Raw genomic sequence first — 25,975 nt, 5'->3', positions numbered from 1 at the left:
AGTAACCCTAATATATTTAGAATCTCAGAAACTATAGAATATTAAAATTGGAGGTTAATTATGAATACAAAAAAATTAATACTGTCTTCTTTAGTTTGTTTTTCTTTTATTATTGGAACGGTAACTATCCCTGCAAATGCTACTCCTAATGAGGAAGATTCAGGTTATATTTCACTTTCAAAACTTACAACTTCAAAAGAAGGAACTATAACAAACTCTTCTAAAGATACTGTAGAATATAAGTTTTCAGATAACATAATAAAAATTGATTTTACATCACCTTTTATTAATATAAATGATAAAATAATCCCCTTAGAAACAGAAGAAATAAACGGTTTAAGGCTACCTAATTTCACAACCAAATTTAAAAGAAACAAAGAAGATCAAATCATAGTTAAATCTTCTTTAATAAAGGATACTTTAAATATAGAGTTAAACAATGCAGAAAAAGAAGAAAAAAAGGAAGATGAAGAAGAAACAGAAAATACAAATGATTTAATTAATTATGTTAATATTTTACCATTATATTATAAATTTGTAACTTTATTCATTTATACTTTCTTCTATTTGATTCGCCTTTATTTTCTAATAAACTGCAATAATACTTATTTTTCTCAAAGAATAGACTTAAATTTTTAGAGTATATTTACAAAATAAAAAAAGTACTCGATATAACTTATCGAGTACTTTAGGTAAAATTATTTCATATATTAAGTTTCGCTTTAATTTCCTCAAATGGAAATTTACTACCTGGACATTCTGTGTTTTTAACATCTTTATGTCTTTTAATTTCTTTTATATTATATTTATCTATTAAGTAATTAGATAAATCAATCAAGCTTTGAATTTGCTTTTCTGTAGGTTTTTGATTATTAAAATTCCCTTCTAAAGCTATACCAAAAGCTTTTGAGTTATATCCAGGAGCATGTGATCCAACTGCATTTTCCGGTCTTCCCCTATATATAGTACCATCCTTTCTTATATAAAAATGATATCCTATTCCAGCCCACCCTCTATCTAAATGTAGCTGATGTATTTTTTCAGGTGTAATATTATCGTCTGCTATATGATGATATATTATAGTCGTCGGTTTTAAAGTATACGTTAAAGGTTTTGCCCACTTATAATTAACTTCATTTATTTTAGGTACTTTTTTAGCTTCAAATCTATTTCTTTTGAATCTTTTTAATCCTTTTAATATATTTCTCATATCTACCCTTAAATTTATTATTATAATTAAAATATACGATAATAATATAATTTTGTTACATCTACACATTAAATATATATATCTTGAATTATCTAATAGTTATTTTTTTATATAAAAAAAGGTTGTAGTTTAAACTACAACCTATAACAATCTAAAATTATCTTCTATTTTGTTCTTTCTTAGCTCTTCTACAAGATACACATCTTGTTGGCTCATTTTCAAATCCTTTTTCTTTGTAGAATTCTTGTTCTCCTACTGAAAATATGAATTCACTTCCGCAATCTCTGCAATTTAATGTTTTATCTGACATAAACATTCCTCCTAAAATTAAAGATTCTAAATTGATATATAATCTCTAATTATGAGAACTATTTACCTAAATGAAACTTTTTTGTTAGCTTTTCGCTACTAATTTAGTATAACATATTTTTTAATTGCTTACAAGCTTTTTTATTTTTTAAATTATTTTAAAAATATTGCATTTTTTTCTATATTAAATTAAAAATTTGATTAATTATAATATTTTTATTTATAAGTTACTTTTTCTTACTTAAAAATACTATTCCTAATCCTGTTGTTATTGTTCCAAGTAGTACCATTAATGATGAATATCCTGTTTTAGGTAGCTTATTATTATTTATATAATCATTATCCTTTATTACAATACTTACTTCTTTAATAGTTTTAACCCCTTTAGAATCACTAACTTCATAAACAATTTTATATTTTCCCGCCTTACTTGTATCTACCGTATTTTCTATAACTTTTATATTTTTAGTTATATCACCATCTTCTCTGTCAAAAGCTGTAACTCCATCCATTTCATTAAATTTATCACCTAACTTTAATACTTTATACTTTGCATATATTATAGGTGCATTATTTATTTGAACTAGTTTTTGTATTACTTTAACTCTTCTTTTAACTGTAGTCTTGTTACCGTCTGAGTCTGTTACTTCGTATATTATTTCGTAGCTTCCCGGTTTCTTAGTATTGACTTCACCACTTACTTTTATATCTTTTGTTAAATCTCCATCCTCTGCATCTTCTGCCGTTACTCCATACATAGGATCAAATTCATTTCCTTCTATTATATTTAAATTATTTACACCGTTTATTATCGGTTTACTATAACTAACTACTTCTACTGGTACCACTGCTCTTGCTTTCATATTATCTGCACTAGATTGAGTAGTTTTAATAAAAATATTTGTTTTACCCTTAACTTTTGCTATACCATCTACAAATAAGCTATTATAGTCCGATTTTCCATCTACACCGACCTCAAAAGTATGACCCTTAAACAAATCTTTGCCCGAAGAAAGCCCTAAATTTTTTGTATCAATTTCAATATTTCTTACATCTGTTCCTATAGGAACTTCTATTTCGTCTCCTATATATATTAATTGATCTTGTTTTATTCCATAAGAAGGTTTTTCATATTTACTTTCCCCAAGTAAATTTCCTCCCATTGAAAATGGTATATTAACCTCATTATTATATGGTTGTGAAATTTGGTTGTCTGTAATATCTAGTATTAATCCTTTTCCATGAGTTTCTTTTGAAGCCGCTATCCAATTATCTGCTTCTAGCAAAACATTAGGTATCTCAACCAAATTCTGAAATCTTATATCAAATCTCACTAGCGTATTTTTTAGTTTTTCTATTTCAACTGGAATTTCTTTTATGTTTCCCTTATTTATATGTAAATCTCTTAAATTAGGTAAATCTAGAACAGCATTTGGAAACTCTTGAAGGTTATTCTGATTTAAATTAATCTTTTTCAATTTTTTTAAATTTCTAATACTCTCAGGTACTGATTCAATCTTTCCACCTGCAAAGTCTAGTTCAACAAGATTTACTATATCATCAATTTTTCTAGGTATTTCACTCGCTCCTGATCCAGTTAACTTAACTATTTTCTCTAGATCTTTTTTGGTAATCTCACTCCTCTTTTTATTTGTTGCCTCTTCTATAGCTCTAATAAAAGCTTCATTATTATCCATTTCCTCTTCTATCCATGAGTTTTTACTTACTTTTGCTATATCCTTATATTCCATGTTTTTTTCATAAGAATATACCATTACAGGTTCCATTATTGTTGTGCTAATTAAGATTAATATTATAACTGATATTATTTTTTTCTTTTTCATTCGCCTTCTCTCCTATTGTGATATACATTATTAAATAATATTCATTATACTTTCATGTATATTATTTGTAAAAATATATTTTATATAGTATAGACGTATGAAAATAAAAAAAGGTTCATTTTTATGAACCTTTTTTTGCTATTTCTCTACAGTTATTATTCTATTTATTGCTGTTTTATTTCCCTTATAATCTTCTGCCGTATAATTTATTGTATAATTTCCAACTTTATTAGTATCAACATATCCATTTATACTAGTAATATTAATATCATTATTTTGATCTTTGACGTAAACATCCTTCTGCTTATCAAAGGTGTCTCCCAACTTAACTTTAATGTTATTTGCCCCTATTATTTTAGGTGCTTTATTTAAAGTTTCCTCTTTGCTTATCATTTCTGATTCTTTTTTAATATTTTTTTCTGAGTAATTATATTTTTCATCAATTACTGTTTTTTCTCTTATATTATTTTGTATAAAATTATAAGCAATCATTGATGGCATAACTGATATTAAAATTATTCCTAACACTTTATATATATCAATTTCCTTTAACACCTCAATAAACTTTCCATTACCCAAACTATTCTTATTATATTCTATCTTTTCTTTTATTTCATGTACTTGATTTTCACCGGAAATATTAATTATATCTTTACTATTATACTTAAGTAATAGTAATAATGCTGGTAGTGATATTCCATACAATTTATTGTTACTTTTATATTCATCATAATATATTTTAAGTTCTTTTTTAGCACTATTTAGCCTACTCTTAACAGTTCCTATAGGACATTTTATAATACGTGAGATTTCCTCTATCTTTAATTCACTATAGTAATATAAAAGAACTACAGTCCTTTTCTTTACTGGAAGCTTATTAATCATTCCTAATATTATTTTCCTATTCTCATCCACACAAACTATTAATTCTGGATTCTCTTCATCTGCATAATCTGTTTGCTTATCTAAACGTTCCCCATCTAGCACTATATTTTTATTCTTTTTTATAATATTACTACATTTTGAAATCGCTATTTTATTTATCCAAAAATTGAATTTACTTATATCTTTTAATGTATCTATAGACTTATAAACCTGAATAAAAACTTCTTGTGTTGCATCTATGCTATCATGTTCATTTTTTAAAATCTTAAAACATAAAAAATATATTCTTTTATAATAAGAATTATATATTTCTTCAAATTCATCTAAATTACCATTTTTAAAACTAATCAATCTACTATCTAAATCCATATAACCTCCTTAATTTCTAAATCATTGTACCATATATAGTAAAAATAGTTAGTAATTAAGCAAAAAAAAATCTATGATATATTTTAAATATATCATAGATTTTTTATAATCTTTTATTTTATTCCCACTCAATAGTTGCTGGTGGCTTAGAAGTTATATCATAAACAATTCTGTTTACTCCTTTAACTTCATTTACAATTCTTCTACTTACTAAATCTAATAACTCGTAAGGGATTCTAGCCCACTCTGAAGTCATAGCATCACTTGAAGTAACAGCTCTTAAAGCTATTGTGTGACAGTAAGTTCTTTCATCTCCCATAACTCCAACTGATTTTATGTTTGGAAGACAAGCAAAGTATTGCCATATAGCTTCATCTAAGTTAGCGTTTGCTATTTCTTCTCTAAAGATTGCATCTGCTTCTCTTACGATTTCAAGCTTTTCTTCAGTTATGTCTCCTAGAACTCTTATTGCAAGTCCTGGACCTGGGAAAGGCTGTCTCCATACTAATTTATGAGGGATTCCAAGCTCTTCACCTACAGCTCTAACCTCATCTTTAAATAATTCTCTTAAAGGTTCTATTAAATCAAATTCCATATCTTCTGGAAGTCCACCTACGTTGTGGTGAGATTTTATAACAGCTGAAGTTTCAGTTCCACTTTCAACTATGTCAGGGTAAATAGTTCCTTGTACTAAGTAGTCTATTTCTCCAACTTTTTTAGCTTCTTCTTCGAATACTCTTATAAATTCTTCTCCGATTATTTTTCTCTTAGTTTCAGGGTCTGAAACACCTTTAAGTTTTCCAAGGAATCTATCCTCAGCATTTACTCTTATGATATTCATATCAAATTCTTTTTTGAATACTCTCTCAACAGTATCCCCTTCGTCTTTTCTAAGTAAACCGTGGTCTACAAAGATACAAGTTAAGTTGTGTCCTATAGCTTTATGAACTATCATAGCTGCAACTGATGAATCAACTCCACCTGATAAAGCACATAAAACTTTTCTATCTCCAACTAATTCTTTTATTTCTTTTATTTTATCTTCAGCAAATGAAGCCATAGTCCATGATTTACCTAAGTTACATATTTCATATAAGAAGTTTTGAAGCATTTTTTGACCAAATGGTGTATGTTCAACTTCTGGGTGGAATTGAACCCCGTAAAGGTTTCTTTCTTCGTTTTCCATAGCTGCTATTGGACACACTTCTGTGTGAGCTATGATTTTGAATCCTTTTGGAGCATCTGAAATGTAGTCAGTGTGACTCATCCAGCAAATGTCTTCTTCTTTTATTCCTTTAAATAGTTTTGAAGTATTATCAAGGTTTATAGAAGTCTTTCCGTACTCTCTAACTGGAGCTGTAGAAACTTTTCCTCCTAAAGTGTGAGCCATTAATTGGTCCCCATAGCATATTCCAAGTACTGGAACACCTAATTCAAATATTTCTTCTGATACTTTTGGAGAATCTTCACCGTAAACGCTATTTGGTCCTCCTGTGAATATTATTCCTTTAGGATTTTTTTCTTTAATTTCTTCTATAGTACGTTTATATGAAATAATTTCACAATAAACTCCACACTCTCTTACTCTTCTTGCTATAAGCTGATTGTATTGTCCACCAAAATCAACTATTAAAACTAAATCTTTTTTCATGGCTTCCTCCTAGATTTTTCGTTTATTTTATGTTTTTCGTCAATATTACTAGATGATTATAACATATTTTTCATTATAAATCTTCAAATTCCGAATATTTTATTAATGAGTTACGCTATAGTTCGGTGCTTCTTTTGTTATATTTATATCGTGAGGATGACTTTCTCTAAATCCTGCTGATGTTTGAATTACAAAAGTTGCTGTTTCGTATAATGTATCTAAATCTTTAGATCCTAAATATCCCATACCTGATTTTAATCCACCAAGTATTTGGAATATAGTATCAGTTACAGAACCCTTAAATGGTATTCTTCCTTCTACTCCTTCAGGAACTAATTTCTTATTTCCACTTTGGAAGTATCTATCCTTAGAACCAGCTGCCATAGCACCTAAAGAACCCATTCCTCTATAAACTTTGTAGCTTCTTCCTTGATACATTTCGATTTCTCCTGGTGACTCTTCGCAACCTGCAAATAATGATCCCATCATAGCTGCGCAAGCACCAGCTGCTAAAGCTTTAACTATATCTCCTGAATATTTGATTCCTCCATCAGCAATTACAGGAACTCCGTGTTTTTTACCAGCTTCTGCACAATCCATTACTGCTGTTAGTTGAGGGACTCCAACTCCTGCTACAACTCTAGTTGTACAGATAGATCCAGGTCCTATACCAACTTTAACGCAATCTGCTCCAGCTTTTATTAAATCTTCAACTGCTTCTGGAGTTGCTACGTTACCAGCTATAATTTGTAAATCAGGGTATTTATCTTTTACTTTTTTAACAGCTTCAAGAACTCCTCTTGAGTGACCGTGTGCTGTATCTATAGTGATTACATCAACTTTAGCTTTGTAAAGAGCATCAACTCTTTCCATCATATCGCCTGTAACCCCTACTGCTGCACCGCAAAGTAATCTACCTTTTGAGTCTTTTGCTGCATTTGGGAAAATTCTAGCTTTTTCTATATCTTTTATAGTTATTAGCCCTTTTAAATTTCCTTCGCTATCTACTAATGGTAATTTTTCTATTTTATGCTTTCTTAAAATCTCTTTTGCTTCATCTATTGAAGTGCCTTCTGGAGCTGTTATTAGATTTTCTTTAGTCATAACATCTTGAATCTTTTGAGTATAGTCTGTTTCAAAAGTTACGTCTCTATTAGTTAAGATTCCAACTAGTTTTCCGTCAACTGTTATTGGAACTCCTGAAATTCTGTATTGACCCATTAATTCTTCTGCATCTTCTAAAGTGTCATCAGGTGTTAAGAATATCGGATCAGTTATTACTCCATTTTCTTGTCTTTTAACTTTATCAACTTCTTTAGCTTGTGCTTCTATGCTCATGTTTTTGTGGACTATTCCGATTCCACCTTCTCTAGCCATAGCTATAGCCATTTTTGATTCAGTTACTGTGTCCATACTTGCACTTAATAGTGGTATGTTTAAAGTTATTGTTTTTGTTAACTTTGTTTTTAATGAAACCTCGTGAGGTAATATCTCTGATTTGTTTGGTACTAATAACATATCGTCAAAAGTATAAGCTTGCTTTAAAATTTTTGCCATTGTAGATCCTCCCTATTTGAATATATTTCTTGCATAGAATTTTTATTTTGCAAGAATAATTGCAATTTTAACCTAATTTTTTGTATAAAAAAAGCACACTAACCTCATAAGTGAAGTTAATATGCAAAATCTAGTCCTATTAAAAAATAGGACTTGTCCTGTATATCAAATTCACTCATAGTCGGAAATTTATGGTTCCCGGTAGATACTCCCTGCCGTATTCAGGGGATATACGAGTTTCGATGTGCATCCATCATTAAATTAAACTAATTATAAATTAGATATTTTTCAAAGTCAATAACTTTGAAGGCAAAATTGCAATTTTTATTCTATATATTCTACATCTCCGATAATTATATCTTCTTTATCTGAGCTTCCAGTATTACTATTCCAGTTATTTATAAACCCATCTAATTCATTATTTATTTGTACTATATCATTATCAGTAAGAATATCATTCGCCGAAACATCATTATCTATCAATCTATAAACTGAGTGAAAAGTTGAAATTTTCATATCTATTTCTTCAGCAAGGATAGTTGAACTTGATAATGTTAGTCCTGGCGCACTAGTCATTCCAAAATCATCATTACCAACCTTAATTTTGCCATTTGTTATTATTACTGTATTTAATATCATCAATGGGCTACTCTTAATTTTTAAAAATGAACTATCATCTTTTAAATTAATTAAGTATATATTTATCCCCTTTTTAGTAATTTTTCTAACGCCTAGTTTCTTACTTGCATCTGCATAACTATCTAAATCACTAATTTTGTTAATCTCTAATGTACCTCTCTTCTCGAAAGTAAAATTAGGTTCTACAAAATCTTCTTTAGCCATATTTACAGTTACATTTGACGGAGTAGCATATGCATTTTGGATAAATTTACTGTTGTCTACATCTCTAACATTCCAAAGAGTAACTACACCATCTAATCCTCCACCACACTCTATATCTGCTTTTTTAGTACATAAAACATATTTAAATACACTATTATCCCCAGCTACAAAGTTTTTATTTACACTTAAAGTCCCTTTTACCTTACTTTTTTTAGTCCCTTTAGTAGCTTCGCTTTCTACTAAATATTTATCATCATTTCTGCTTACTTCAATTTTTACCTCAATATTTTCATTATTAAATATATCATTGATTTCATATTCTTCCTTTGGGTCACCATTTTTTAAAGTTATTGCCCCACTTTTTATTCTTGAATAAGCACTTTCTATTCCACTTTCAGCAGCATAAGTTAAGTCACTCTCTACTTTAACATTATTATGTTGACCTGTTGTATGCATAACAGATGTTGTAACTATTCCCCCTACTGTTATTAAAATAAATGTTATTCCTAAAACTAATAATAAAGAACTACCTCTCTTCTTCCTCATTAATCCACCCCATTACTTTTAATTTAGGGCTTAGTAAATACTAAGCCCTAATTTTAATATTCATATTCTATAGTACCCCAATAATCAGTACCACTTCCTCCAGCATCACTGTTATTTTCCCAATTACTAGCATGCTTTGCTATCTCTAAATTAAGTTTCCTTATATCGCTTTCCTTTAAAGGATGATTATCGTTAGGACCTTCTGGTGCAAAGTTAAAAGTTATTGCACCATTTGACCCTAAATTTAGACTTTTACCTATTATACTAGCCCTTGATAAATTTATTGCGCCACTATTTTCAAACTCAAAATTTATGTCTCCATTTGACATTACTATAAACATTTCACCTTGGCTTGTTGCATCCTTAAATTTAAAGTTTATAGTATCTGAATTTACTAAATAAACAGGATATTTACCCGAGTAAGGGTGGCTTAAATCTAGCTCTATTTTCACTACCCCTTGTCCTATTTTGCTATTAAGATAAGCTAACATCTCACTTGCATTTTTAACTACAGCATTTTTATCTGTATCCTTCATTTTTTCAAATGTAAAATCCGGTAAAGTAAATGCATAGTTAGTTACAGTTTTTCCAACTGTTCCACCTGTTATATTATCCTTATCTCGTATATTTATAGGGCTTGGATCTGCATTTATAGATCCTCCACTCATAGTTACAGTATCAGCGCATAAAACATTTTTAAATATACTTTCACTTCCATAATTTTGACCAAAGGTTGCTTTAACAGTTTTAGATTTTCCATCACTATTAGTTCCTGTACTTTCTATTAAATAATGGTTTTGTTTTATGTTTCCATTACTATCTTTTAACATTTCTATTTCTGCATAAATACTTATTGAATTACTATTAAATTCAGATTCACTTACTATTATCTTTTTATCATTTTCATTTATAGGTTCCCAATTTGAATTTATTTTTTTATTTTTTATTATTCTAGAAACACCAATTTCTATCCCCGACTCTGCAGCATAAATTAAATCTTCTGAGTCTTTTGTCGTTTGATTTAACCTTGTTGTGCTTAATATTGCTTGTGAAACTATTCCAGAAAGCACTACTACAATTGCTACTATTCCTATTACTAAAACTAAACTCGATCCTTGCTTCTTCTTATACTTCATTTAATCACAACTCCAAATAGCTTTATTTATTTTTAAAGCATCTTTGGTATCTTAAAGACTTCCCTGACTGTTTCTCGGTGTAATCATAGATATAAATTCTTCTTCTACTTCACCTTTTTTAAGTTTTATTTTCAATTTATACTGATTATCTACTTTACTTAATTCAAACGCTTCTAAATTTGAAGTAGGCGTTGCTATCTCTACTCCTGGATTATCTTTAGTTTTAGATAATTTCTTATTACTTAAATCAGCTACGTATGAAAATATATTCCCGCTGCTATCTTGAAATGTAACTCCAAAATCCCCGCTAGGTAACTTTTTAATCGTCTCTTTTTTTGCTACCTTTAAATCATTTTCTATAGCATCTAAAACTATTCTGCCTTCATCTTGAAGAATACTCTCAGTACTAGATGTAACTAGCATCCTATTTGATGAAAGGTATAGAGAAATTATTAAACTTCCAAGTATAGTTCCTATAAACATAACTGCTATAAGTTCTATTAAAGTAAAACCTTTTTTCTTAACTTTCAAAATTTTCACCTCTCTAACTTACTGTAGAAATAAGTGATTTCCTTTGGACAGAACTATTCTCTCCTTTTGATACACTCCAAACTGTAGTAGTAAATTCATATACCTTTTCGTTTTGATTATTTACTATATTAAGCTTCATTAAATAAGAATTATCCATTGCCTCTACCTTGTTTTTTAATGAATTAAAATCATCTGAGTCTGAACAATCTCCTATGGTAAATGTATCTTGAGGTGCTCCTGTCTTTATTACTTCTTCTTTTAAAATCTTTTCTTTAACAGCTTTAGTTAACTCCTCTTCGTTATCAAATGCTATATAATAATTTGCCCCTGGCGCATTATATATACCCTTCGTTAAATAAGGCGTTCCCCCTGGTCTGTTACCTCTAACTACCTCATAAAAAACTTTTGACATACTGTTTGAATCAAAGGTTTTCTTATTTAATGAATTATATGAAAAGGTAGTAAGTATAAGACTCATTATAGCTGCACTAACTATAATAAATACAGTTAGCCCTGCAATCATTTCGATTAATGTAAAGCCTTGCTTTTTCTTATATTTCATAGCTTACCCCCAAAAATTACTAGAAGGTTATTCAAATAAATTACCTTTACCATAGCTTCCATTATTAAAGTCATAATCTTCTTTTTCGTTAGAACCTGCAATATAATATACTATTCCTAACGTTGAATATTCTTTACTACTTGTAAAATTCTGAACCTCTAAGATTCTATTATCATTTTCTAATTTATCAACAAATGCCATAAGATCATTGAATTTACCATTCAATGTTAAGTTTACTGTAAATGTAGATAACCCGCTAATTGGACTAATTTCAGTATTAACTTCATCATCATTCTTTTGTTTTTCTTCCTCTTCATCTTTAGTTTCTCCAACTACTGACACTTCACCAAATGAACTATTATAAATTTTAACTTTACTTTGGATTGCCATATCCTCAAGTTCTACAATGACTTCTGGATACCTATCAGTTTTAGGAATCGTTTTTGAAGCTTCCTCATACTTTCCTTTTAAATCAGTTAATTCTTTTTCATTTTTTGCTATATCTAAACTTATAGTCTGAAGTCCTTCTGCTTGAGCTTCAAGACGTTTTATATCCTCTTCTAATGGCTTTAATTTCTTATTTAAAGGAGTCAATATGAATGTATTTATTAAAAAGACAGTTCCTAAAATCCCTGCACAAGCTAGAATAATCTTTTCACTTTTAGTTAGTTCTCTACTGCTTGTCTTCAGCTTTAACATCATTATTCACTCCTTTTGTATTTATTTTCAAGTTAAATGTAACTTTATCTGTTCCTGTTAGACCACTTATATGTGAATTACTAAACTTATCACTTTCTCTTAAGTTAGCCCAAAGGTGAGAAACATCTGATTTGCTCTTAGCTTCACAAGTTAAATTTAAACTTCCACTTAAGCCTTCAGCCTCTAAATTACCACTCTTTGCAAAAGTTATATTGGATATCTTAACTCCACTTGGGAATAAAGAAGAAAGTTCTACTATAAGTCCATCTGTATCTTTACCTTTTAAAACAGATAATTGTTTTGCTTTTTCTATATGCTGCTTAGTAAGATTTATATCTCTTACTAACGCTTCGTTTTTAACTACTAGCTCTTTATTAGAGTCTACTTGCTCTTGTAGATTATTTCTCTTTATCTTAAGAAGTGCCTCTTTACCAAAAATATATCCACCAGACGCAACCACTACTACTAAAGCTAAAGCTATACTTAAAGCTACATGTTTTTTTCTATCTATAAGCTTCTTTTGGTTACTATAGGTATGTGGTACTAAATTAAGTTCTCTCATATCACATTACTCCTTTCTTAAAAGCAACCCATAAGCATAAAAATAGTCTTTTAAATTGATTTTTTTAGGTGCTTTGACACTAGATTTCAAATCATTAAAGCTTGGAAGGGCTGAAACTTTAGTATTAAAACTAACTTCTAAAAACTGCTCTACACCATTAATCATAGTTGAGCTTCCTAAAACGTATATCCTATCTAGATTCTTTTTTACTTTACCTGATGTGTAAAACTGAATAAGAGAATTGTATTGATCTACTAATGATTTAAAAAATCTATCATACTTTTCTTCTTCTTCACGAACCTCTATAAGATCTATTGATTCTAAATATTCTTTATACTCTATAAGATTATTTATATATTTATCTGTAGATTGATATAACCCATAGCTTTGATATTTTTCAATATTAAGCTTATTCCACTCTGTTATAATCATTGAATTTGAATGCCCGTCTATACATAAAACTCCTGATGATTTAATCTTTTTATTAAAATTATTTTTAAGATTCCTAAATACTCTAGCACAGGCATTTGCATATATATCTATAGCTTTAACATTTAATTTAAGAGCTCTTCCCAAATCTATGTAAGCATCAATTTTCTCTTTTAAAACTGCAACTATTAAAACATTTGCATTACCGTTATTTTCATTTTTATCGTAGTGAATGACTTCATAATCAAAATAAAATTCCTCAATCCTATCACCTACGAATTGTTTAAGTTCAAATTCTACTGAATCTCTCATCGCCTCTTCTTTTGCCATAGGCATAGTTACATGTCTAGATACAATATCACTTCCACGAACTACAAACATACAATCATTAACCTTAGCCTTTTTCTCTATAAAAGGCTTAATAACTTCTGTAAGCTTTTCTACGCTAAAAATTTTATCTTCACTATAAGCTTCACTCGGTGTCTCTAAGATAATACCGTCTAAAATTTTATATTTCTGCCCTACTAAAATAGCTATTCTTTCTTCATTAATATCTATAGCCACTAAGTCCTTCTCAAACATTACTCCCACCCCTTTACATTAAAAAAACGTGCCAAAATACCAGTTTAAAATATCATTTCCAAACAATATAGTAATGTAGGTACTTATAGCTATGTATGGACCAAACGCCATTTCTTCTTTTCCACTTTTCTTTTTACTTATCATAAGATAAATAGCTGCTATCCCTCCAAGTACTATAGATAAAAATAAATTAAGTAAGTTTAACTTCATATTTAAGAAAAACCCTACCATAAATATAATTTCTACATCTCCCATACCCATAGCGTTAGTTGTAACAACTATAATCAAAAGAATAAGCGCTGGAATTATAACCCCTAAAGCTATATTTATAAGGTTTATATCTCCTCCTATAAAAAGTTTTATTATAATAAATAAAACTCCAAATATAACTCCAAGTATTATGTTACTTGTATAAACATATTGAGTCTTATAATCTATAATCCCTATAACAATCAAAATTGCTGTTAAAGAAATAAACTTTAAAAACTCTAAACTAAGTCCAAATTTAATAAATAAAACTAAAAATAATACCCCCGTAAAAGCTTCTACTAAAGGATATTGTTTTGATACCTTCGTATTACAATATCTGCATTTCCCTTTTAAAAATAAAAAGCTAAATATAGGAACTAAATCTTTAGGACCTAACTTATGCTTACAATACCCGCAATGTGAAGGTGGAAATGCAATAGATTCTTCCTTTGGAATCCTAAAAATGCAAACATTTAAAAAGCTACCTATAATACATCCAAAACAAAAAATTATAACTCCTAAAATTAACTCCATATCTATCCCTTTCTTTTTTAAAAAGCTCCTTTAATTCCTTAAAGGAGCTTTATTTATTAAGTTGTTGCTATCATCGCTGAAAACTTATCATCAGTCCCTAATTTAAAATCTTTTCTCTCTTCAACAATTTGTTTACATTGAACAATTGTCATACCATCTGTAAGCTTATCTAATGTACTGCCCATTACAGCTGCTCCATCAGCCGCTCCAGGCTGTATAAATTCTCTTATACTTGCATTATCAACAGAGTTCTTTACAGTTGTTCCAGCAAAAGCAGTATCATTTTTCATATTATATGTTTCTACTGCAAGTAACACTTTTCTTGCTTGATCTATTACTTTTGTTTTCTTTGCCTCTTGCATATATCCTGTTATCTTTGGTACTAAAATTGCTGCAAGTATTCCTATAATTGCAACTACTGCTACTAATTCAATTAGTGTAAATCCTTTCTTTTTCTTTCCCTTTCTGATTAACTTAACCATTATTATACCTCCAAAAATTTATTTATTTTAAATTAACTCTACAAACTCACCTGAAGAGTTAACTTTAAAATCCCGTCTATTTTCAACAATTTCATAAATTATATCTAAACTTATATCATCTGAAAGTTTTTCAATCTCTTGGCCTTCTAATAGTTTGCTTGTCCCATAATAATTTTTAACTGCTCCGACTGTATTTTTATTAAATCCTGATACAGAAATGTCTTTAAACTCTTTACTATTACTTTCTTCAAAAGTAACAACTGACATCCTTATCTTTCTAGCTTGATCTATAACTAATACTTTTTTAGCTTCTAAAAAATACCCTTGAATCTTTGGCATAAATATACTTACTAGAACTAATATAATAGCTATAACAGCTACTAATTCTAAAAGTGTAAAACCCCTAGTTTTCTTTATCTTATTCATATACTACATCCCATTTATAGCATCCATCATATTAAACATAGGTAAAAGTAATGCTGCTACTATAAATAGAACTATTACTGCAAGAACCATAATTAATATAGGCTCTATTAAAGTAACTAGCTTTTCTATAGCTGCTTCCACTTCCCCGTCATAATACTCTGAAGTTTTTATTAAAATATCTTCTAAAGCTCCAGTTTCTTCACCTACTGTTATCATTTGAGTAAGCATAACTGGGAAAATATTAAGGTCTTCTATAGTTTTTCCTATTGGGTGACCCTTTTTAATATCCTCTTTTGCTTTTTCTAGTTTAGTTTCTATATAAGCATTTTCAAGTACTTTAGAGGTTATCTCTACTGCACTTAATACACTTACCCCTGAAGAAGTAAGAACTGCAAAAGTATTTGCAAATCTCCCTGCAACTAATTGCCTATTTATACTTCCAAACATCCTTCCACTTAAACTTCTTTTCCCACTATTAATTCTGTAATTTAAATCTTTATCTAAAACTAGTTTCTTAAATCCATATAATCCTGCAAGTGCCGCTAAAATTAATAACCAAATCTTTGAAACTAAATTTCCAAAAGAAATTAAAAGCTTTGTAAAGATAGGTAACTCTCCTCCAGCTGCTGCTAAGTTATTTGCAAAATCCGGCACTACATAAACTAATAAAAACCCTACTATAACAGTCGCAAAAACTATTACTATTTTAGGATAAAGGGTAGATTGTGCTACCTTTTGCTTTTGTTTATATTGCTTTTTATAATACTCTGAGAGTTCATTCATTATATAATCTAATTTTCCTGAAGCTTCACCAGCTTCAATCATATTTATCATAAGATCTGGAATATCTTCTTCAAACCTTAAAGAATCCGAAAAACTTCTACCTCTTTGAATCTTTTCGTGAACTCTTCCTAAGATTTCTTTCATCTTCTTTTTCTCAGTTTGTTGCATAGATAATTCTACCGCTCTTAGCATAGGCGTTCCTGATTGTATAACAAAGGCAAACTGCCTACAAAATAGCGATAAGTCCTTTAAAGTAACCTTATTAAACAAATCTATATTTATATCTCTTTCCTTTTTATCTACTTCAATTTTCAAAGGAAAATAATCTCTTTGCCTAAGGCTATTTACTACTTCTTCTCTCGTTTGTGCATCTAAAGTTCCGTTTATAATAGTTCCTTGAATATTCCTTGCTTGGTAACTATAAACTGGCACTTTATATCAACTCCTCCCATACTCTACTCTCTTAAGTATGCAACCCTCATAAGCTCATCTATAGTAGTAACACCTTCTATTACGTGTTCTCTGCAAGCTTTATTTAAAGTTTTCATACCTTCATTTATAGCTATATCTTTAATCTTATCTGCTGTTTCACCTAATGTAACAGCTTCTCTCATAGCTCTTGAAACTTCCATTATTTCATAAATCCCAATTCTCCCTTTATAGCCTGTCCCATTACATAAAGGGCAACCCTCTCCTTTGCTTAAGTAAACTCTTTCAAAGCTATCTATTCCTAAGACTCTCTTTTCAAAGTCATTAGCTTCATACTTTTCACTACAATGAGTACAAACCTTTCTAACTAGCCTTTGTGCTACTACTCCTGTAACTGATGTTGCAACTAAGTATGGCTCTATTCCCATATCTGAAAGCCTCGCTATAGTAGACGGTGCATCGTTTGTGTGAAGAGTACTTAAAACTACGTGTCCTGTGATTGCAGCCCTTATAGAAATCTCTGCTGTTTCACTATCTCTAATCTCCCCAAGCATTATAATATCTGGGTCTTGTCTAAGTATTGATCTAAGACCTGATGCAAATGTCATCCCAGCTTTAGTGTTTACGTTTACCTGATTAATTCCCTCAACCATAAATTCAACCGGGTCCTCTACTGTAATTATATTCTTGTCTATAGTATTTAATTCGCTAAGTATTGTGTAAAGTGTGGTAGATTTACCACTCCCTGTAGGTCCTGTTACTAGGATTATTCCGTATGGATTTTGCATTATTTTAACTAGCTTTTCCATATCGTCTTTTCTCATCCCTAAATTTTCTTTAGTCATAACTCCCATAGAAGTTGAAAGTATTCTTATAACTACCTTTTCTCCGTTAACTGTTGGAAGAGAAGATACCCTAAAATCTATTTTTTTATTATCTATAACCTTTAGTATTCTTCCGTCTTGCGGAACTCTCTTTTCAGCTATATTCATATTAGATAAAATCTTAATTCTTGTAGTTAAAGTAGATTGTGATTCTTTAGGAACTGTTAGTATATTTTGAAGTTCACCATCAACCCTTACTCTAACTCTTATATCTTTTTCGAAAGGCTCGATATGTATATCACTTGCCCCCATCCTAACTGCATTAGTTATTATAGTATCAACAAGTTTAACAACTGGTGCGTCACTTGAAGCTTCCTCTAAGACTTCTTCCTTTTTTACAGTTTTATCAAAAGCTTTAGCCTCCGCCCCTAATTCACTTGCAACCTTTTCTGCCATCTGCTTAGAATAATATTTATTTATACTATCTAAAATAGAATCTTTAGTATCTAAAACTTTTATTAAATTCATACCTGATGCAAGCCTTATATCTTCATCTGCCATAAGATTAAAAGGGTCTGATGTAACTATAACTATGTTGTTTCCTCTTATCTCTACTGGCATAATAGAATGCTTTCTAGAAAGCCTTTCAGGAACCCTTCTAATAGCTTCAATTTGAACTTCTTCGAATTCTAAACTTACTCTTTTTATACCTAGTTGTAATTCTAAAACTTTTAAAATATCTTCTTCTTTTACAACCCCAGTTTCGACTAATATTTCACCAAGCCTCTTTCCAGTCATAGCTTGTTTTTTTAAAGAATCCATTAAAACTTCGTGAGAAATTTTTCCAGATTCAACTAGTATATCCCCTAACCTTTTCTTTTTCATACCTCACACCTGCCATTTTTCTATACCGTTATTATATAATACATCTGATTATTTGAAAAGTTTTTCCTTTTATGTATTTATTATATAATATGACAATATTTTTACTTTTTATTTTATTTTTATAATATACATATACCGTTAATAAACTTTTCTTTTTATTAACCCTTTTATTTAACTATAAATTAGCTTTTTTCTATATTATTTAATGAAAGCTTTAAAAAAAATAAAGCTTAGCAAAAAATTTGCTAAGCTTTTTAATAAAAATTTTTTTATTTTTTTAATTAATACATTCCATCCATACCCATTCCAGGCTCTGGCATAGCTGCATTTTTTTCTTTTATATCAACAACTGCAGCTTCTGTTGTTAAGAATGTAGCAGAAACTGATGCTGCATTTTGAAGGGCAGATCTTGTAACTTTAGTTGGGTCTACTATACCTTGTTTAATCATATTTACATATTGATTTCTTAAAGCATCGTATCCTATTCCTATTTCACTATTTCTAACTCTATCTATTATTACAGAAGCCTCAACTCCTGAGTTTGTTGCAATTTGTCTCATAGGTTCTTCAAGTGCTTTAATAATTATATCAATACCAACTTTAACTTCGTATATATCTGATGTTAATTTTGATACATCATTTAAAACTGTAACGTAAGCTGTTCCACCGCCTGGAACTATACCTTCTTCTACAGCAGCTTTTGTTGCAGCTAAAGCATCTTCTATTCTTAACTTTCTTTCTTTAAGTTCTGTTTCAGTGGCTGCACCTACTTTAACTACAGCAACTCCACCTGCAAGTTTTGCAAGTCTTTCTTGAAGCTTTTCTTTGTCGAATTCTGAAGTACTTTCTTCTAATTGATTTTTAATTAAGCTTACTCTAGCTTTTATTTCTTCACTATCACCTTTACCGTTTATAATAGTAGTGTTATCTTTAGTGATTTTTACGCTTTCTGAAGTTCCAAGCATCTCTAAAGTTACGTCTTTTAAGTCATAACCTAATTCTTCTGAAATTACACTACCTCCAGTAAGAATCGCTATATCTTGAAGCATTTCTTTTCTTCTATCTCCAAAACCTGGGGCTTTAACAGCAACGCAGTTAAATGTTCCTCTTAATTTGTTAACTACTAGAGTAGCCATAGCTTCTCCTTCTATATCGTCAGCTATAATTAAAAGTTTTTTACCAGCTTGAACTATTTGCTCAAGTACAGGTAAGATTTCTTGAATGCTATTGATTTTTTTATCTGTAATAAGTATTAAAGGATTATCTAAAATAGCTTCCATCTTTTCTGTATCTGTAACCATATAAGGTGATACATATCCTCTATCAAATTGCATACCTTCAACTACATCAAGTTCAGTTCCCATAGACCTTGATTCTTCTACAGTTATAACTCCTTCATTACCTACTTTTTCCATAGCATCAGCTATAAGTTTACCTACGCTTTCATCTGCCGCTGAAATAGCTGCAACTCTAGCTATATCTTCTTTCCCATTAACAGGTTTAGATATTTCTTTTATCTTTTTAACAGCCTCTTCTACAGCCATATTTATACCTGTTCTTATAAGCATAGGATTAGCTCCTGCTGTTACGTTTTTAAGCCCTTCTCTTATTATAGCTTGAGCTAAAAGAGTTGCTGTAGTAGTACCATCACCTGCAACGTCGTTAGTTTTAGTTGCAACTTCTTTTACTAATTGAGCTCCCATATTTTCGTAAGGATCTTCAAGTTCTATTTCTCTTGCTATTGATACACCATCGTTAGTGATAAGAGGTGCTCCAAACTTTTTCTCAAGTAAAACATTTCTTCCCTTTGGTCCAAGTGTAACTTTTACTGTATCTGCTAATTTATCTACACCTATTTGCATAGCTCTTCTAGACTCTTCACCGAATTTAATCATCTTAGCCATAAAAAATACCTCCTAATAAACTATTGCAAGTATATCTTCTTGCTTTAATATTATATATTCTTCTCCATCATATTTAACTTCAGTTCCTGCGTATTTAGAATATAATACTTTATCTGAAACTTTAACTTCCATCTCTATTCTTTTGCCATCAACTATAGCACCAGGGCCAACTGCAACAACCTCAGCTTCTTGCGGTCTCTCTTTTGCAGTTCCTGTAAGCACTATTCCACTTTTAGTTTTTTCTTCTGCTTCTAATTTTTTAATAACAACTCTGTCACCTAAAGGTTTAATATTCATAAGTACCCCTCCTTTATTTTTATTAGCACTCTTACTCTTAGAGTGCTAAACTCTAATATTATGATATATTTAATATTTATTTATTTCAAACTTTTTTTCTTGAAATTTTTAAATAATATTTCTAATTACAATAGATTAGAGCAATATATTTCTATATTACTCTAAATTTCTTAATCTTATTACCTCTTATTTTATTTCTTTAATAATTTTAGGGTTAGATGATACCCCTAAAATTATCCAAAATATAGGAGCAACGCTAACAACACTTATATTAAATAAAGCTTGTATCAAATACCCTAAAATAACTATTAATAAAACTTTAAATTTATCGTCATCTTTATTTTCAAATACCTTTTTTAGTATTAATATAACTAACAAAATATATGCAACTAAGGATGGAATTCCTGTAGTTGATGCAATGTTTAAGTATTCATTATGAGCCTTATCTACTATTACGTTTGGTTGCTCGTTCCACCAAAATCCAGAACTAGGTGCAAATTCTTTTATTCCTTCCCAAAAGTTTGAAGGTCCAGTTCCAAGTAACGGTTTTGATTTTATAATATAAGTAGAAGCTTCATAAATTGCAACCCTTCCAGATCCAGAACTATGCGTAACATCACTAATATCATCTTTTATAGTTTCAAATCTATCTTTTATCTCTCCACCTTTAAAGTAATTCATAGCAAAAAATATACACATGAAGGATATAACTATAATTATAGCCCTCTTTAAGGCATTTTTCCTTTTAAGGATAAAAAATAAACCTATAAAGCAAAATGCCGCTAAACTTAACCATCCTCCTCTAGTCATAGTTCCAACTAAGGCTGCGAAAAATATTAAAGAATATAAAAGATATTTTTTTACATCATAAAAAATAAATACACTTATAGATATTCCAAGCAATATTAAAAGATAACTACTAAAAAAATTTCTGTGTCCTATAAACCCGTAACACTAAATTAAAGTACTATGAAAATAATCTCTAGGAATAGGGTCTATCCCGTAAAATTGAAAAACTCCGTAGATAGACATTATTGCACCTAGTATCATCATTATATTTATACTTCTCTTAGTTATCTTCAAGTAATTTTTAGCTGCTATAAATAATACCCCATAAGATATAAAGCTAAGTAACCCTTCATACCTTCTTCTTCCCCCTACTATTGATTTAGTTAAATCCATAGAAAATATAGTTGATATAACTATAAGTCCTAAAAAGATTATAATTATCTTTGTTATAGTATCTAATTTTACCTTTCTATCTTTAAGTAATAATATTAATATTATTAAACTTATTATCCAAAGAAATATAGCTTTAGGAAAGTAATAGCTCTCACTTCCAAAAGGGCTATATATAAAGGGTAATAAATATATTAACGTATATAAAAAGAAGTTTATCATCTGTTCTACTGTTAATTCTTTTCTCTCGCCACTATTTTTTAATCCTAATACACCCACTTAATTTCCCCTTAATCTTTCTCTTTTTCTAAGTCTATACCCTCTACTTCTAGTGCGTTTTCTTTAGAATTTACTTTATTTAACTTTATAAAAGAAGCTTTAGCTCTATTACTTGGAACTATAACTCCGGCTCCATTAATACAACCGCCTTCACACATCATTCCTTCAATAAAGTTTCCATTAAGCTTTCCTAACTTAGCCATAGCTAAAGTTTTCTTAAGTTCTATCCCACCAGATACCTTAACTGGAGTAAAATCTATCTCTAAATTATTTTCTTTTATATAATTCTCTATAGCTGTAGACACCCCTCCGCTCATTCCAAAGTTTCTTCCAAATATAGTCCCATCTTCTACTATATCGTCTTCTAATGATTCTATATCTATCTCAAATGCATCTAAAAGTGCAAATAACTCTTCAAAAGTTATAACGTAATCTATAGAGTCTTTCCCAAACTTTATTCCTTCACTTTTTTTAGCTGTACAGGGTCCTATAAATACTGTTTTACATTCCTTATACTTATGTTTTAATACTTTTCCTGTAGCTATCATAGGTGAAACTGTATTTGATATCTTATCTTTTTCTGTGTTATATTTCTTTTCCACATACTCAACAAAAGCTCTACAGCAAGAGTTTGTCATATACTTTTCACCGTTTTCCATTCTTTCTTTAAATTCACTACACTCAGCCTTTGTAACTAAATCTGCTCCACAAGCAGCTTCTACCATATCTTTAAACCCTAGTTTTTTTATAGCATTTTTTATTTGCCCGTAAGTTACTTTGTTTCCAAACTGACCTGTTATAGCTGGCGCTACTATTGCATAGACTTCTTCTTTTTTAGATAGTATCTTAGAAACCGGCACTATAAAACTCTTATCTGATATTGCACCAAAAGGACAAGCTTTCATACATCCTCCACAATTTACACACAAGTCACTTTTAATAACAGCTCTCCTATCTTCAATCCCTATATCTAATGCACCAGTCGGACAAGCTCTCTTACAAGGTCTCATAACTTCTGAAATTGCATCATAAGGGCATGCTTTTTTACACATTCCGCATTCTTTGCATATCTCTTGATTAATATAAGCTCGTCCATTCACAATTGAAATAGCTCCGAAATTACAAGCTTCCTTGCATCTGTGCGCTATACAGTTTCTACAAGAATCTGTAACTGAATACCTATTTATAGGGCACCTATCGCAAGCTGCTTCAATAATATAAATAATCTGCTCATCAGGACTTATATCTATAAGTTCACAATCTACTACATCACCGTTAGACATAAATCCTCCTGCAAGTTTAGCCCTCTCTAAAACTATCGCCCTTTCTTTGTAGATACAACATCTATAAATAGGTTTATCCCCTGTAATTATCTTATAAGGTATTCCTTCTATTTCTTCTTTAGTGAGGTCTCCATCTTTAGATAACCTAGCAACTTCTGCTAGAACTTCATGCTTTAATTTACTCAATTGAGTTTCAAAATGAAACATACTACCTCCAAAACAAATTGATTATATTATAAATTTTACCATATTTTGTATTGAATCATAATGATTAATTTTTATATTCTATAATTTCATAAAATACCAATAGCGTATTTTATGAATCTCTTTTTAGTATTTGTAGTATTTGGAAGTTAACTAAAGCATAAAATTATATTATAATAATAGTATAGATATGATTTGTGAGGTGATTTCAATAAATAATACATTTAAAGAAAACATAACTCATATTTGCGAGCTATGCGAAAGAGAAGTTAACGAAATTACAAAGCATCACCTTATCCCTAAAGAAAAAGGGGGAAAAGAGTTTAAAACTGCTCATATGTGTAAAACTTGCCACAGACAGGTACATGCTTTATTTAATAACAGAGAGTTATCTGCAAGATTATTTACTATTAAAAGATTAAAATCACACCCTTCGGTTCAAAGATACTTAAAGTTTTTATATACAGTACCAGCTGATAAAGAAATAAATATCAAAAAGAGAAGAAAAAAAATCGGGTAGTTTCCTACCCGATTTTTATTTAATTTCTCCGTCAACTATATTTATTATTCTTTTACATCTATTAGCTACATCTATGTCATGAGTTACTATTATTATAGTTTGTCCTTCATTATTTAGATTTTGGAATATATTTAAAATCTCTTCACTTGTTTTTTTATCTAAGGCTCCTGTAGGTTCATCTGCTAAGATTATTGTTGGTTTATTTACAATGGCTCTTGCTATAGCAACTCTTTGCTTTTGCCCTCCTGATAATTCATTAGGGGTTTTATGCAAATGCTTTGATAAGCCTACGCTATTTAAAGCTTCTATACATCTTTCTTTCATTTTCTTCTTATTGTTTGAATATAGTAATGGAATCATAGTGTTATATACTATGTCTTGATTATTAAGTAAATTAAATTCCTGAAATATAAAACCTATAGTTTTATTTCTAAGTTTAGGTACTTCTCTTATATTTAGATTTTTAACCTCTTTACCAAGAAGCTTATACTCTCCCTTAGTAGCTTTATCTATCATACCAATTATATTAAGTAAAGTTGATTTTCCAGAACCTGAAGTTCCCATAATAGCAATCATATCTCCACTCTCTACTTTTAAATCAATATTTTTTAAAGCATAAGTTTCATATATATCTTTCCCATAAATTTTATTAACGCCTTTAATGTTTATAATACTCATAATTATTTACCCCTTAAAAGATCTTTAACTTCTAAATTTTTCATTTCATATATCGGTAGTAATGAAGTTATTATCGATGATATAACTATTACTAAAATACTATTTTGTGCTGTTTTCACTGTGATAGCTTCTATTCCATATCTGCTTATTATAAATGCCCAAGATATTATAATCGCGATACTTATAAGTATCCCTATTTCAAACATAATCTCTAGGCATAAATCTTTAAGACTAGCACCTTGAGATATCTTTATTCCAAACTCTTTCCTACGTTTTTTGACATCTCCAACCATAGTAATTGTTATACCTAGTAAACTTAGTAATACCATAACTCCACCAAGCATTTTAGCATTATTTATATTTTTATCTAATCCTAACTCTATCCCTGCTTTATCAATTTTTATTAACTCAACTGATAATGAAGCTGAAATTTTATTTTCTTTTAGATACTTATTTATGATTTTCTCTATTTCTTTTTGTATATTTGAGTCCGTTGCACCAACCTTAGCTTCAATATATACGCCTGTTCCTCCAAGCCCTTCTCCTGCATTATAACTCATATAGCCTTTAACAGATGGTATTACAGAAATTGCATTTGAATAGAACACTGTTGATGAAATACTGCTTATAGATTCTGTTGGGATAGGAATTGGATTTTTTTCTAAAATCCCAACAACCTCAAATTTCACATTTTCCATTTTTAAAGCTTTTTCTATATCCTTCAAATTCTTTCTATCAACCCAAGCTACATTACTTCTTTCAAGCACTTGACCTATATCAATCTTTTCTATATATTCATTTCCTAAAAGTATAGGTATATTTTCTTTTTTATAATCTTTATCAAAATCGCTCTCTTTTAAAGTTCTTCCTTTAACAACTTTAAAATCATATTTTTCATAAAAATTCCTATCTATTATTATATCAGATACATCTATACCTAACGGATTTATTGATTCGTACTTCATACCTATCTCTTCGTCCCAATAATTTTCTCTATAAACAAGAGATGGGTGGGCTATATATATTTTATTTATATATCTTGAATTCTCTGTCTCCTTAAGTATTTTGCTATACATATTTTCAAGTTCACCATAATAATTATAAATATCAGGTCCACCTTTAACTCCTAATATATAAGAATTATAACTAGGTACAACTTTTTCAAAATTTGCTTTTTTATCCTTTGCTATATTAACTAATCCATAAATTTCATTTAAGATAGTTATACCGTATGCAAACTGAACTACCATAAGAAATATAATAAACTTTTTAGATTTAATTGACTTTAAAGCATTATACATTCC

At 29.6% G+C, this 25,975-nt stretch carries 27 protein-coding genes and 1 riboswitch; of the genes, 2 read left to right on the top strand and 25 right to left on the bottom strand.

Going from position 1 to position 25,975, the window contains the following annotated elements; genetic code table 11:
• The first annotated feature begins 60 nt into the window (after positions 1–60).
• Positions 61–639 carry a hypothetical protein gene (locus INR60_RS12305; RefSeq protein ID WP_194191838.1) on the top strand — a complete coding sequence of 193 codons (579 nt, stop codon included), beginning with the start codon at positions 61–63 and terminating at the stop codon, positions 637–639.
• 64 nt (positions 640–703) lie between these two features.
• On the opposite strand, the gene INR60_RS12300 is transcribed toward INR60_RS12305, so the two are convergent.
• The 23 genes from INR60_RS12300 to INR60_RS12190 all read right to left on the bottom strand — a co-directional run bounded on the left by INR60_RS12300 (position 704) and on the right by INR60_RS12190 (position 23,476).
• A complete protein-coding gene (locus INR60_RS12300; protein WP_194191837.1) occupies positions 704–1,210 on the bottom strand; it encodes a peptidoglycan recognition protein family protein in 507 nt (168 codons plus the stop codon).
• A 157-nt stretch (positions 1,211–1,367) separates the two neighbouring features.
• Positions 1,368–1,520: a zinc-ribbon domain-containing protein gene (locus INR60_RS12295; RefSeq protein ID WP_194191836.1), complete on the bottom strand. Its 153-nt coding sequence runs from the start codon at positions 1,518–1,520 to the stop codon at positions 1,368–1,370.
• Between the two features lie 226 nt (positions 1,521–1,746).
• Positions 1,747–3,363, bottom strand: coding sequence for an immunoglobulin-like domain-containing protein (locus tag INR60_RS12290; RefSeq protein WP_194191835.1), 1,617 nt, complete (start codon positions 3,361–3,363; stop codon positions 1,747–1,749).
• Positions 3,364–3,501: 138 nt separating this feature from the next.
• On the bottom strand, positions 3,502–4,617 hold the full coding sequence (locus INR60_RS12285) for a sigma-70 family RNA polymerase sigma factor (protein WP_194191834.1): 1,116 nt from the start codon (positions 4,615–4,617) through the stop codon (positions 3,502–3,504).
• 118 nt (positions 4,618–4,735) lie between these two features.
• Positions 4,736–6,268, bottom strand: a complete 1,533-nt coding sequence (gene guaA, locus INR60_RS12280; RefSeq protein WP_194191833.1) for a glutamine-hydrolyzing GMP synthase — start codon at positions 6,266–6,268, stop codon at positions 4,736–4,738.
• 102 nt (positions 6,269–6,370) lie between these two features.
• Positions 6,371–7,825 (bottom strand): IMP dehydrogenase, encoded by a 1,455-nt coding sequence (guaB, locus tag INR60_RS12275; RefSeq protein WP_194191832.1) that lies wholly within the window; start codon positions 7,823–7,825, stop codon positions 6,371–6,373.
• Positions 7,826–7,983: 158 nt separating this feature from the next.
• Positions 7,984–8,081: riboswitch (purine riboswitch) on the bottom strand.
• A 68-nt stretch (positions 8,082–8,149) separates the two neighbouring features.
• A complete protein-coding gene (locus tag INR60_RS12270) occupies positions 8,150–9,214 on the bottom strand; it encodes a hypothetical protein (protein ID WP_194191831.1) in 1,065 nt (354 codons plus the stop codon).
• Between the two features lie 53 nt (positions 9,215–9,267).
• Entirely contained in the window at positions 9,268–10,350 is a 1,083-nt protein-coding gene (locus tag INR60_RS12265) for a hypothetical protein (RefSeq protein ID WP_194191830.1), read from the bottom strand.
• 51 nt (positions 10,351–10,401) lie between these two features.
• On the bottom strand, positions 10,402–10,881 hold the full coding sequence (locus INR60_RS12260; protein WP_194191829.1) for a prepilin-type N-terminal cleavage/methylation domain-containing protein: 480 nt from the start codon (positions 10,879–10,881) through the stop codon (positions 10,402–10,404).
• A gap of 13 nt (positions 10,882–10,894) precedes the next feature.
• Positions 10,895–11,443, bottom strand: a complete 549-nt coding sequence (locus tag INR60_RS12255) for a type II secretion system protein (RefSeq protein WP_194191828.1) — start codon at positions 11,441–11,443, stop codon at positions 10,895–10,897.
• Positions 11,444–11,470: 27 nt separating this feature from the next.
• Positions 11,471–12,142, bottom strand: a complete 672-nt coding sequence (locus INR60_RS12250) for a hypothetical protein (protein WP_194191827.1) — start codon at positions 12,140–12,142, stop codon at positions 11,471–11,473.
• Positions 12,117–12,704: a PilN domain-containing protein gene (locus tag INR60_RS12245; protein WP_194191826.1), complete on the bottom strand. Its 588-nt coding sequence runs from the start codon at positions 12,702–12,704 to the stop codon at positions 12,117–12,119. The genes INR60_RS12250 and INR60_RS12245 overlap by 26 nt, the downstream gene beginning before the upstream one ends.
• 6 nt (positions 12,705–12,710) lie before the next feature.
• The gene (gene pilM, locus INR60_RS12240; protein WP_194191825.1) at positions 12,711–13,715 is read right to left on the bottom strand and encodes a pilus assembly protein PilM; all 1,005 of its coding nucleotides are present in this window, start codon (positions 13,713–13,715) and stop codon (positions 12,711–12,713) included.
• A gap of 18 nt (positions 13,716–13,733) precedes the next feature.
• Entirely contained in the window at positions 13,734–14,498 is a 765-nt protein-coding gene (locus INR60_RS12235) for a prepilin peptidase (RefSeq protein ID WP_194191824.1), read from the bottom strand.
• Between the two features lie 56 nt (positions 14,499–14,554).
• Positions 14,555–14,980 carry a type II secretion system protein gene (locus INR60_RS17570; RefSeq protein ID WP_194191823.1) on the bottom strand — a complete coding sequence of 142 codons (426 nt, stop codon included), beginning with the start codon at positions 14,978–14,980 and terminating at the stop codon, positions 14,555–14,557.
• A 27-nt stretch (positions 14,981–15,007) separates the two neighbouring features.
• Complete coding sequence (locus tag INR60_RS12225) at positions 15,008–15,406, bottom strand: type II secretion system protein (protein ID WP_194191822.1); 399 nt, start codon at positions 15,404–15,406, stop codon at positions 15,008–15,010.
• 3 nt (positions 15,407–15,409) lie between these two features.
• The gene (locus INR60_RS12220) at positions 15,410–16,621 is read right to left on the bottom strand and encodes a type II secretion system F family protein (protein ID WP_194191821.1); all 1,212 of its coding nucleotides are present in this window, start codon (positions 16,619–16,621) and stop codon (positions 15,410–15,412) included.
• Positions 16,622–16,644: 23 nt separating this feature from the next.
• The gene (locus tag INR60_RS12215) at positions 16,645–18,327 is read right to left on the bottom strand and encodes a GspE/PulE family protein (RefSeq protein ID WP_194191820.1); all 1,683 of its coding nucleotides are present in this window, start codon (positions 18,325–18,327) and stop codon (positions 16,645–16,647) included.
• Between the two features lie 281 nt (positions 18,328–18,608).
• Positions 18,609–20,231, bottom strand: a complete 1,623-nt coding sequence (groL, locus tag INR60_RS12210) for a chaperonin GroEL (protein WP_194191819.1) — start codon at positions 20,229–20,231, stop codon at positions 18,609–18,611.
• 12 nt (positions 20,232–20,243) lie between these two features.
• A complete protein-coding gene (groES, locus tag INR60_RS12205; RefSeq protein ID WP_194191818.1) occupies positions 20,244–20,528 on the bottom strand; it encodes a co-chaperone GroES in 285 nt (94 codons plus the stop codon).
• 186 nt (positions 20,529–20,714) lie between these two features.
• Positions 20,715–21,431, bottom strand: a complete 717-nt coding sequence (locus INR60_RS12200; protein ID WP_194191817.1) for an O-antigen ligase family protein — start codon at positions 21,429–21,431, stop codon at positions 20,715–20,717.
• Between the two features lie 51 nt (positions 21,432–21,482).
• Complete coding sequence (locus INR60_RS12195; RefSeq protein ID WP_194191816.1) at positions 21,483–21,986, bottom strand: hypothetical protein; 504 nt, start codon at positions 21,984–21,986, stop codon at positions 21,483–21,485.
• An 11-nt stretch (positions 21,987–21,997) separates the two neighbouring features.
• Positions 21,998–23,476, bottom strand: a complete 1,479-nt coding sequence (locus tag INR60_RS12190) for a 4Fe-4S dicluster domain-containing protein (RefSeq protein ID WP_194191815.1) — start codon at positions 23,474–23,476, stop codon at positions 21,998–22,000.
• 199 nt (positions 23,477–23,675) lie between these two features.
• On the opposite strand from INR60_RS12190, the gene INR60_RS12185 reads away from it, so the two are divergent.
• Positions 23,676–23,993 carry an HNH endonuclease gene (locus tag INR60_RS12185; protein ID WP_238480445.1) on the top strand — a complete coding sequence of 106 codons (318 nt, stop codon included), beginning with the start codon at positions 23,676–23,678 and terminating at the stop codon, positions 23,991–23,993.
• A 15-nt stretch (positions 23,994–24,008) separates the two neighbouring features.
• On the opposite strand, the gene INR60_RS12180 is transcribed toward INR60_RS12185, so the two are convergent.
• Both INR60_RS12180 and INR60_RS12175 read right to left on the bottom strand, forming a co-directional pair.
• Positions 24,009–24,665 (bottom strand): ABC transporter ATP-binding protein, encoded by a 657-nt coding sequence (locus INR60_RS12180; RefSeq protein ID WP_476578650.1) that lies wholly within the window; start codon positions 24,663–24,665, stop codon positions 24,009–24,011.
• Positions 24,666–24,673: 8 nt separating this feature from the next.
• Positions 24,674–25,972, bottom strand: a complete 1,299-nt coding sequence (locus tag INR60_RS12175; protein WP_194191812.1) for an ABC transporter permease — start codon at positions 25,970–25,972, stop codon at positions 24,674–24,676.
• Between the last annotated feature and the right edge of the window lie 3 nt (positions 25,973–25,975).

It is taken from the genome of Clostridium chrysemydis (assembly GCF_015234215.1).
In the GTDB taxonomy this organism is placed as follows: domain Bacteria; phylum Bacillota; class Clostridia; order Clostridiales; family Clostridiaceae; genus Clostridium; species Clostridium chrysemydis.
This window is presented reverse-complemented; position numbering and strand designations above follow the sequence as displayed.

Excerpts from the sequence above, each read along its gene's own strand:
- INR60_RS12305 (WP_194191838.1), top strand. The coding sequence starts at position 61 with ATGAATACAAAAAAATTAATACTGTCTTCTTTAGTTTGTTTTTCTTTT.
- INR60_RS12300 (WP_194191837.1), bottom strand. The coding sequence starts at position 1,210 with ATGAGAAATATATTAAAAGGATTAAAAAGATTCAAAAGAAATAGATTT.
- INR60_RS12295 (WP_194191836.1), bottom strand. The coding sequence starts at position 1,520 with ATGTCAGATAAAACATTAAATTGCAGAGATTGCGGAAGTGAATTCATA.
- INR60_RS12290 (WP_194191835.1), bottom strand. The coding sequence starts at position 3,363 with ATGAAAAAGAAAAAAATAATATCAGTTATAATATTAATCTTAATTAGC.
- INR60_RS12285 (WP_194191834.1), bottom strand. The coding sequence starts at position 4,617 with ATGGATTTAGATAGTAGATTGATTAGTTTTAAAAATGGTAATTTAGAT.
- guaA (WP_194191833.1), bottom strand. The coding sequence starts at position 6,268 with ATGAAAAAAGATTTAGTTTTAATAGTTGATTTTGGTGGACAATACAAT.
- guaB (WP_194191832.1), bottom strand. The coding sequence starts at position 7,825 with ATGGCAAAAATTTTAAAGCAAGCTTATACTTTTGACGATATGTTATTA.
- INR60_RS12270 (WP_194191831.1), bottom strand. The coding sequence starts at position 9,214 with ATGAGGAAGAAGAGAGGTAGTTCTTTATTATTAGTTTTAGGAATAACA.
- INR60_RS12265 (WP_194191830.1), bottom strand. The coding sequence starts at position 10,350 with ATGAAGTATAAGAAGAAGCAAGGATCGAGTTTAGTTTTAGTAATAGGA.
- INR60_RS12255 (WP_194191828.1), bottom strand. The coding sequence starts at position 11,443 with ATGAAATATAAGAAAAAGCAAGGCTTTACATTAATCGAAATGATTGCA.
- INR60_RS12250 (WP_194191827.1), bottom strand. The coding sequence starts at position 12,142 with ATGTTAAAGCTGAAGACAAGCAGTAGAGAACTAACTAAAAGTGAAAAG.
- INR60_RS12245 (WP_194191826.1), bottom strand. The coding sequence starts at position 12,704 with ATGAGAGAACTTAATTTAGTACCACATACCTATAGTAACCAAAAGAAG.
- pilM (WP_194191825.1), bottom strand. The coding sequence starts at position 13,715 with ATGTTTGAGAAGGACTTAGTGGCTATAGATATTAATGAAGAAAGAATA.
- INR60_RS12235 (WP_194191824.1), bottom strand. The coding sequence starts at position 14,498 with ATGGAGTTAATTTTAGGAGTTATAATTTTTTGTTTTGGATGTATTATA.
- INR60_RS17570 (WP_194191823.1), bottom strand. The coding sequence starts at position 14,980 with ATGGTTAAGTTAATCAGAAAGGGAAAGAAAAAGAAAGGATTTACACTA.
- INR60_RS12225 (WP_194191822.1), bottom strand. The coding sequence starts at position 15,406 with ATGAATAAGATAAAGAAAACTAGGGGTTTTACACTTTTAGAATTAGTA.
- INR60_RS12215 (WP_194191820.1), bottom strand. The coding sequence starts at position 18,327 with ATGAAAAAGAAAAGGTTAGGGGATATACTAGTTGAATCTGGAAAAATT.
- groL (WP_194191819.1), bottom strand. The coding sequence starts at position 20,231 with ATGGCTAAGATGATTAAATTCGGTGAAGAGTCTAGAAGAGCTATGCAA.
- groES (WP_194191818.1), bottom strand. The coding sequence starts at position 20,528 with ATGAATATTAAACCTTTAGGTGACAGAGTTGTTATTAAAAAATTAGAA.
- INR60_RS12190 (WP_194191815.1), bottom strand. The coding sequence starts at position 23,476 with ATGTTTCATTTTGAAACTCAATTGAGTAAATTAAAGCATGAAGTTCTA.
- INR60_RS12175 (WP_194191812.1), bottom strand. The coding sequence starts at position 25,972 with ATGTATAATGCTTTAAAGTCAATTAAATCTAAAAAGTTTATTATATTT.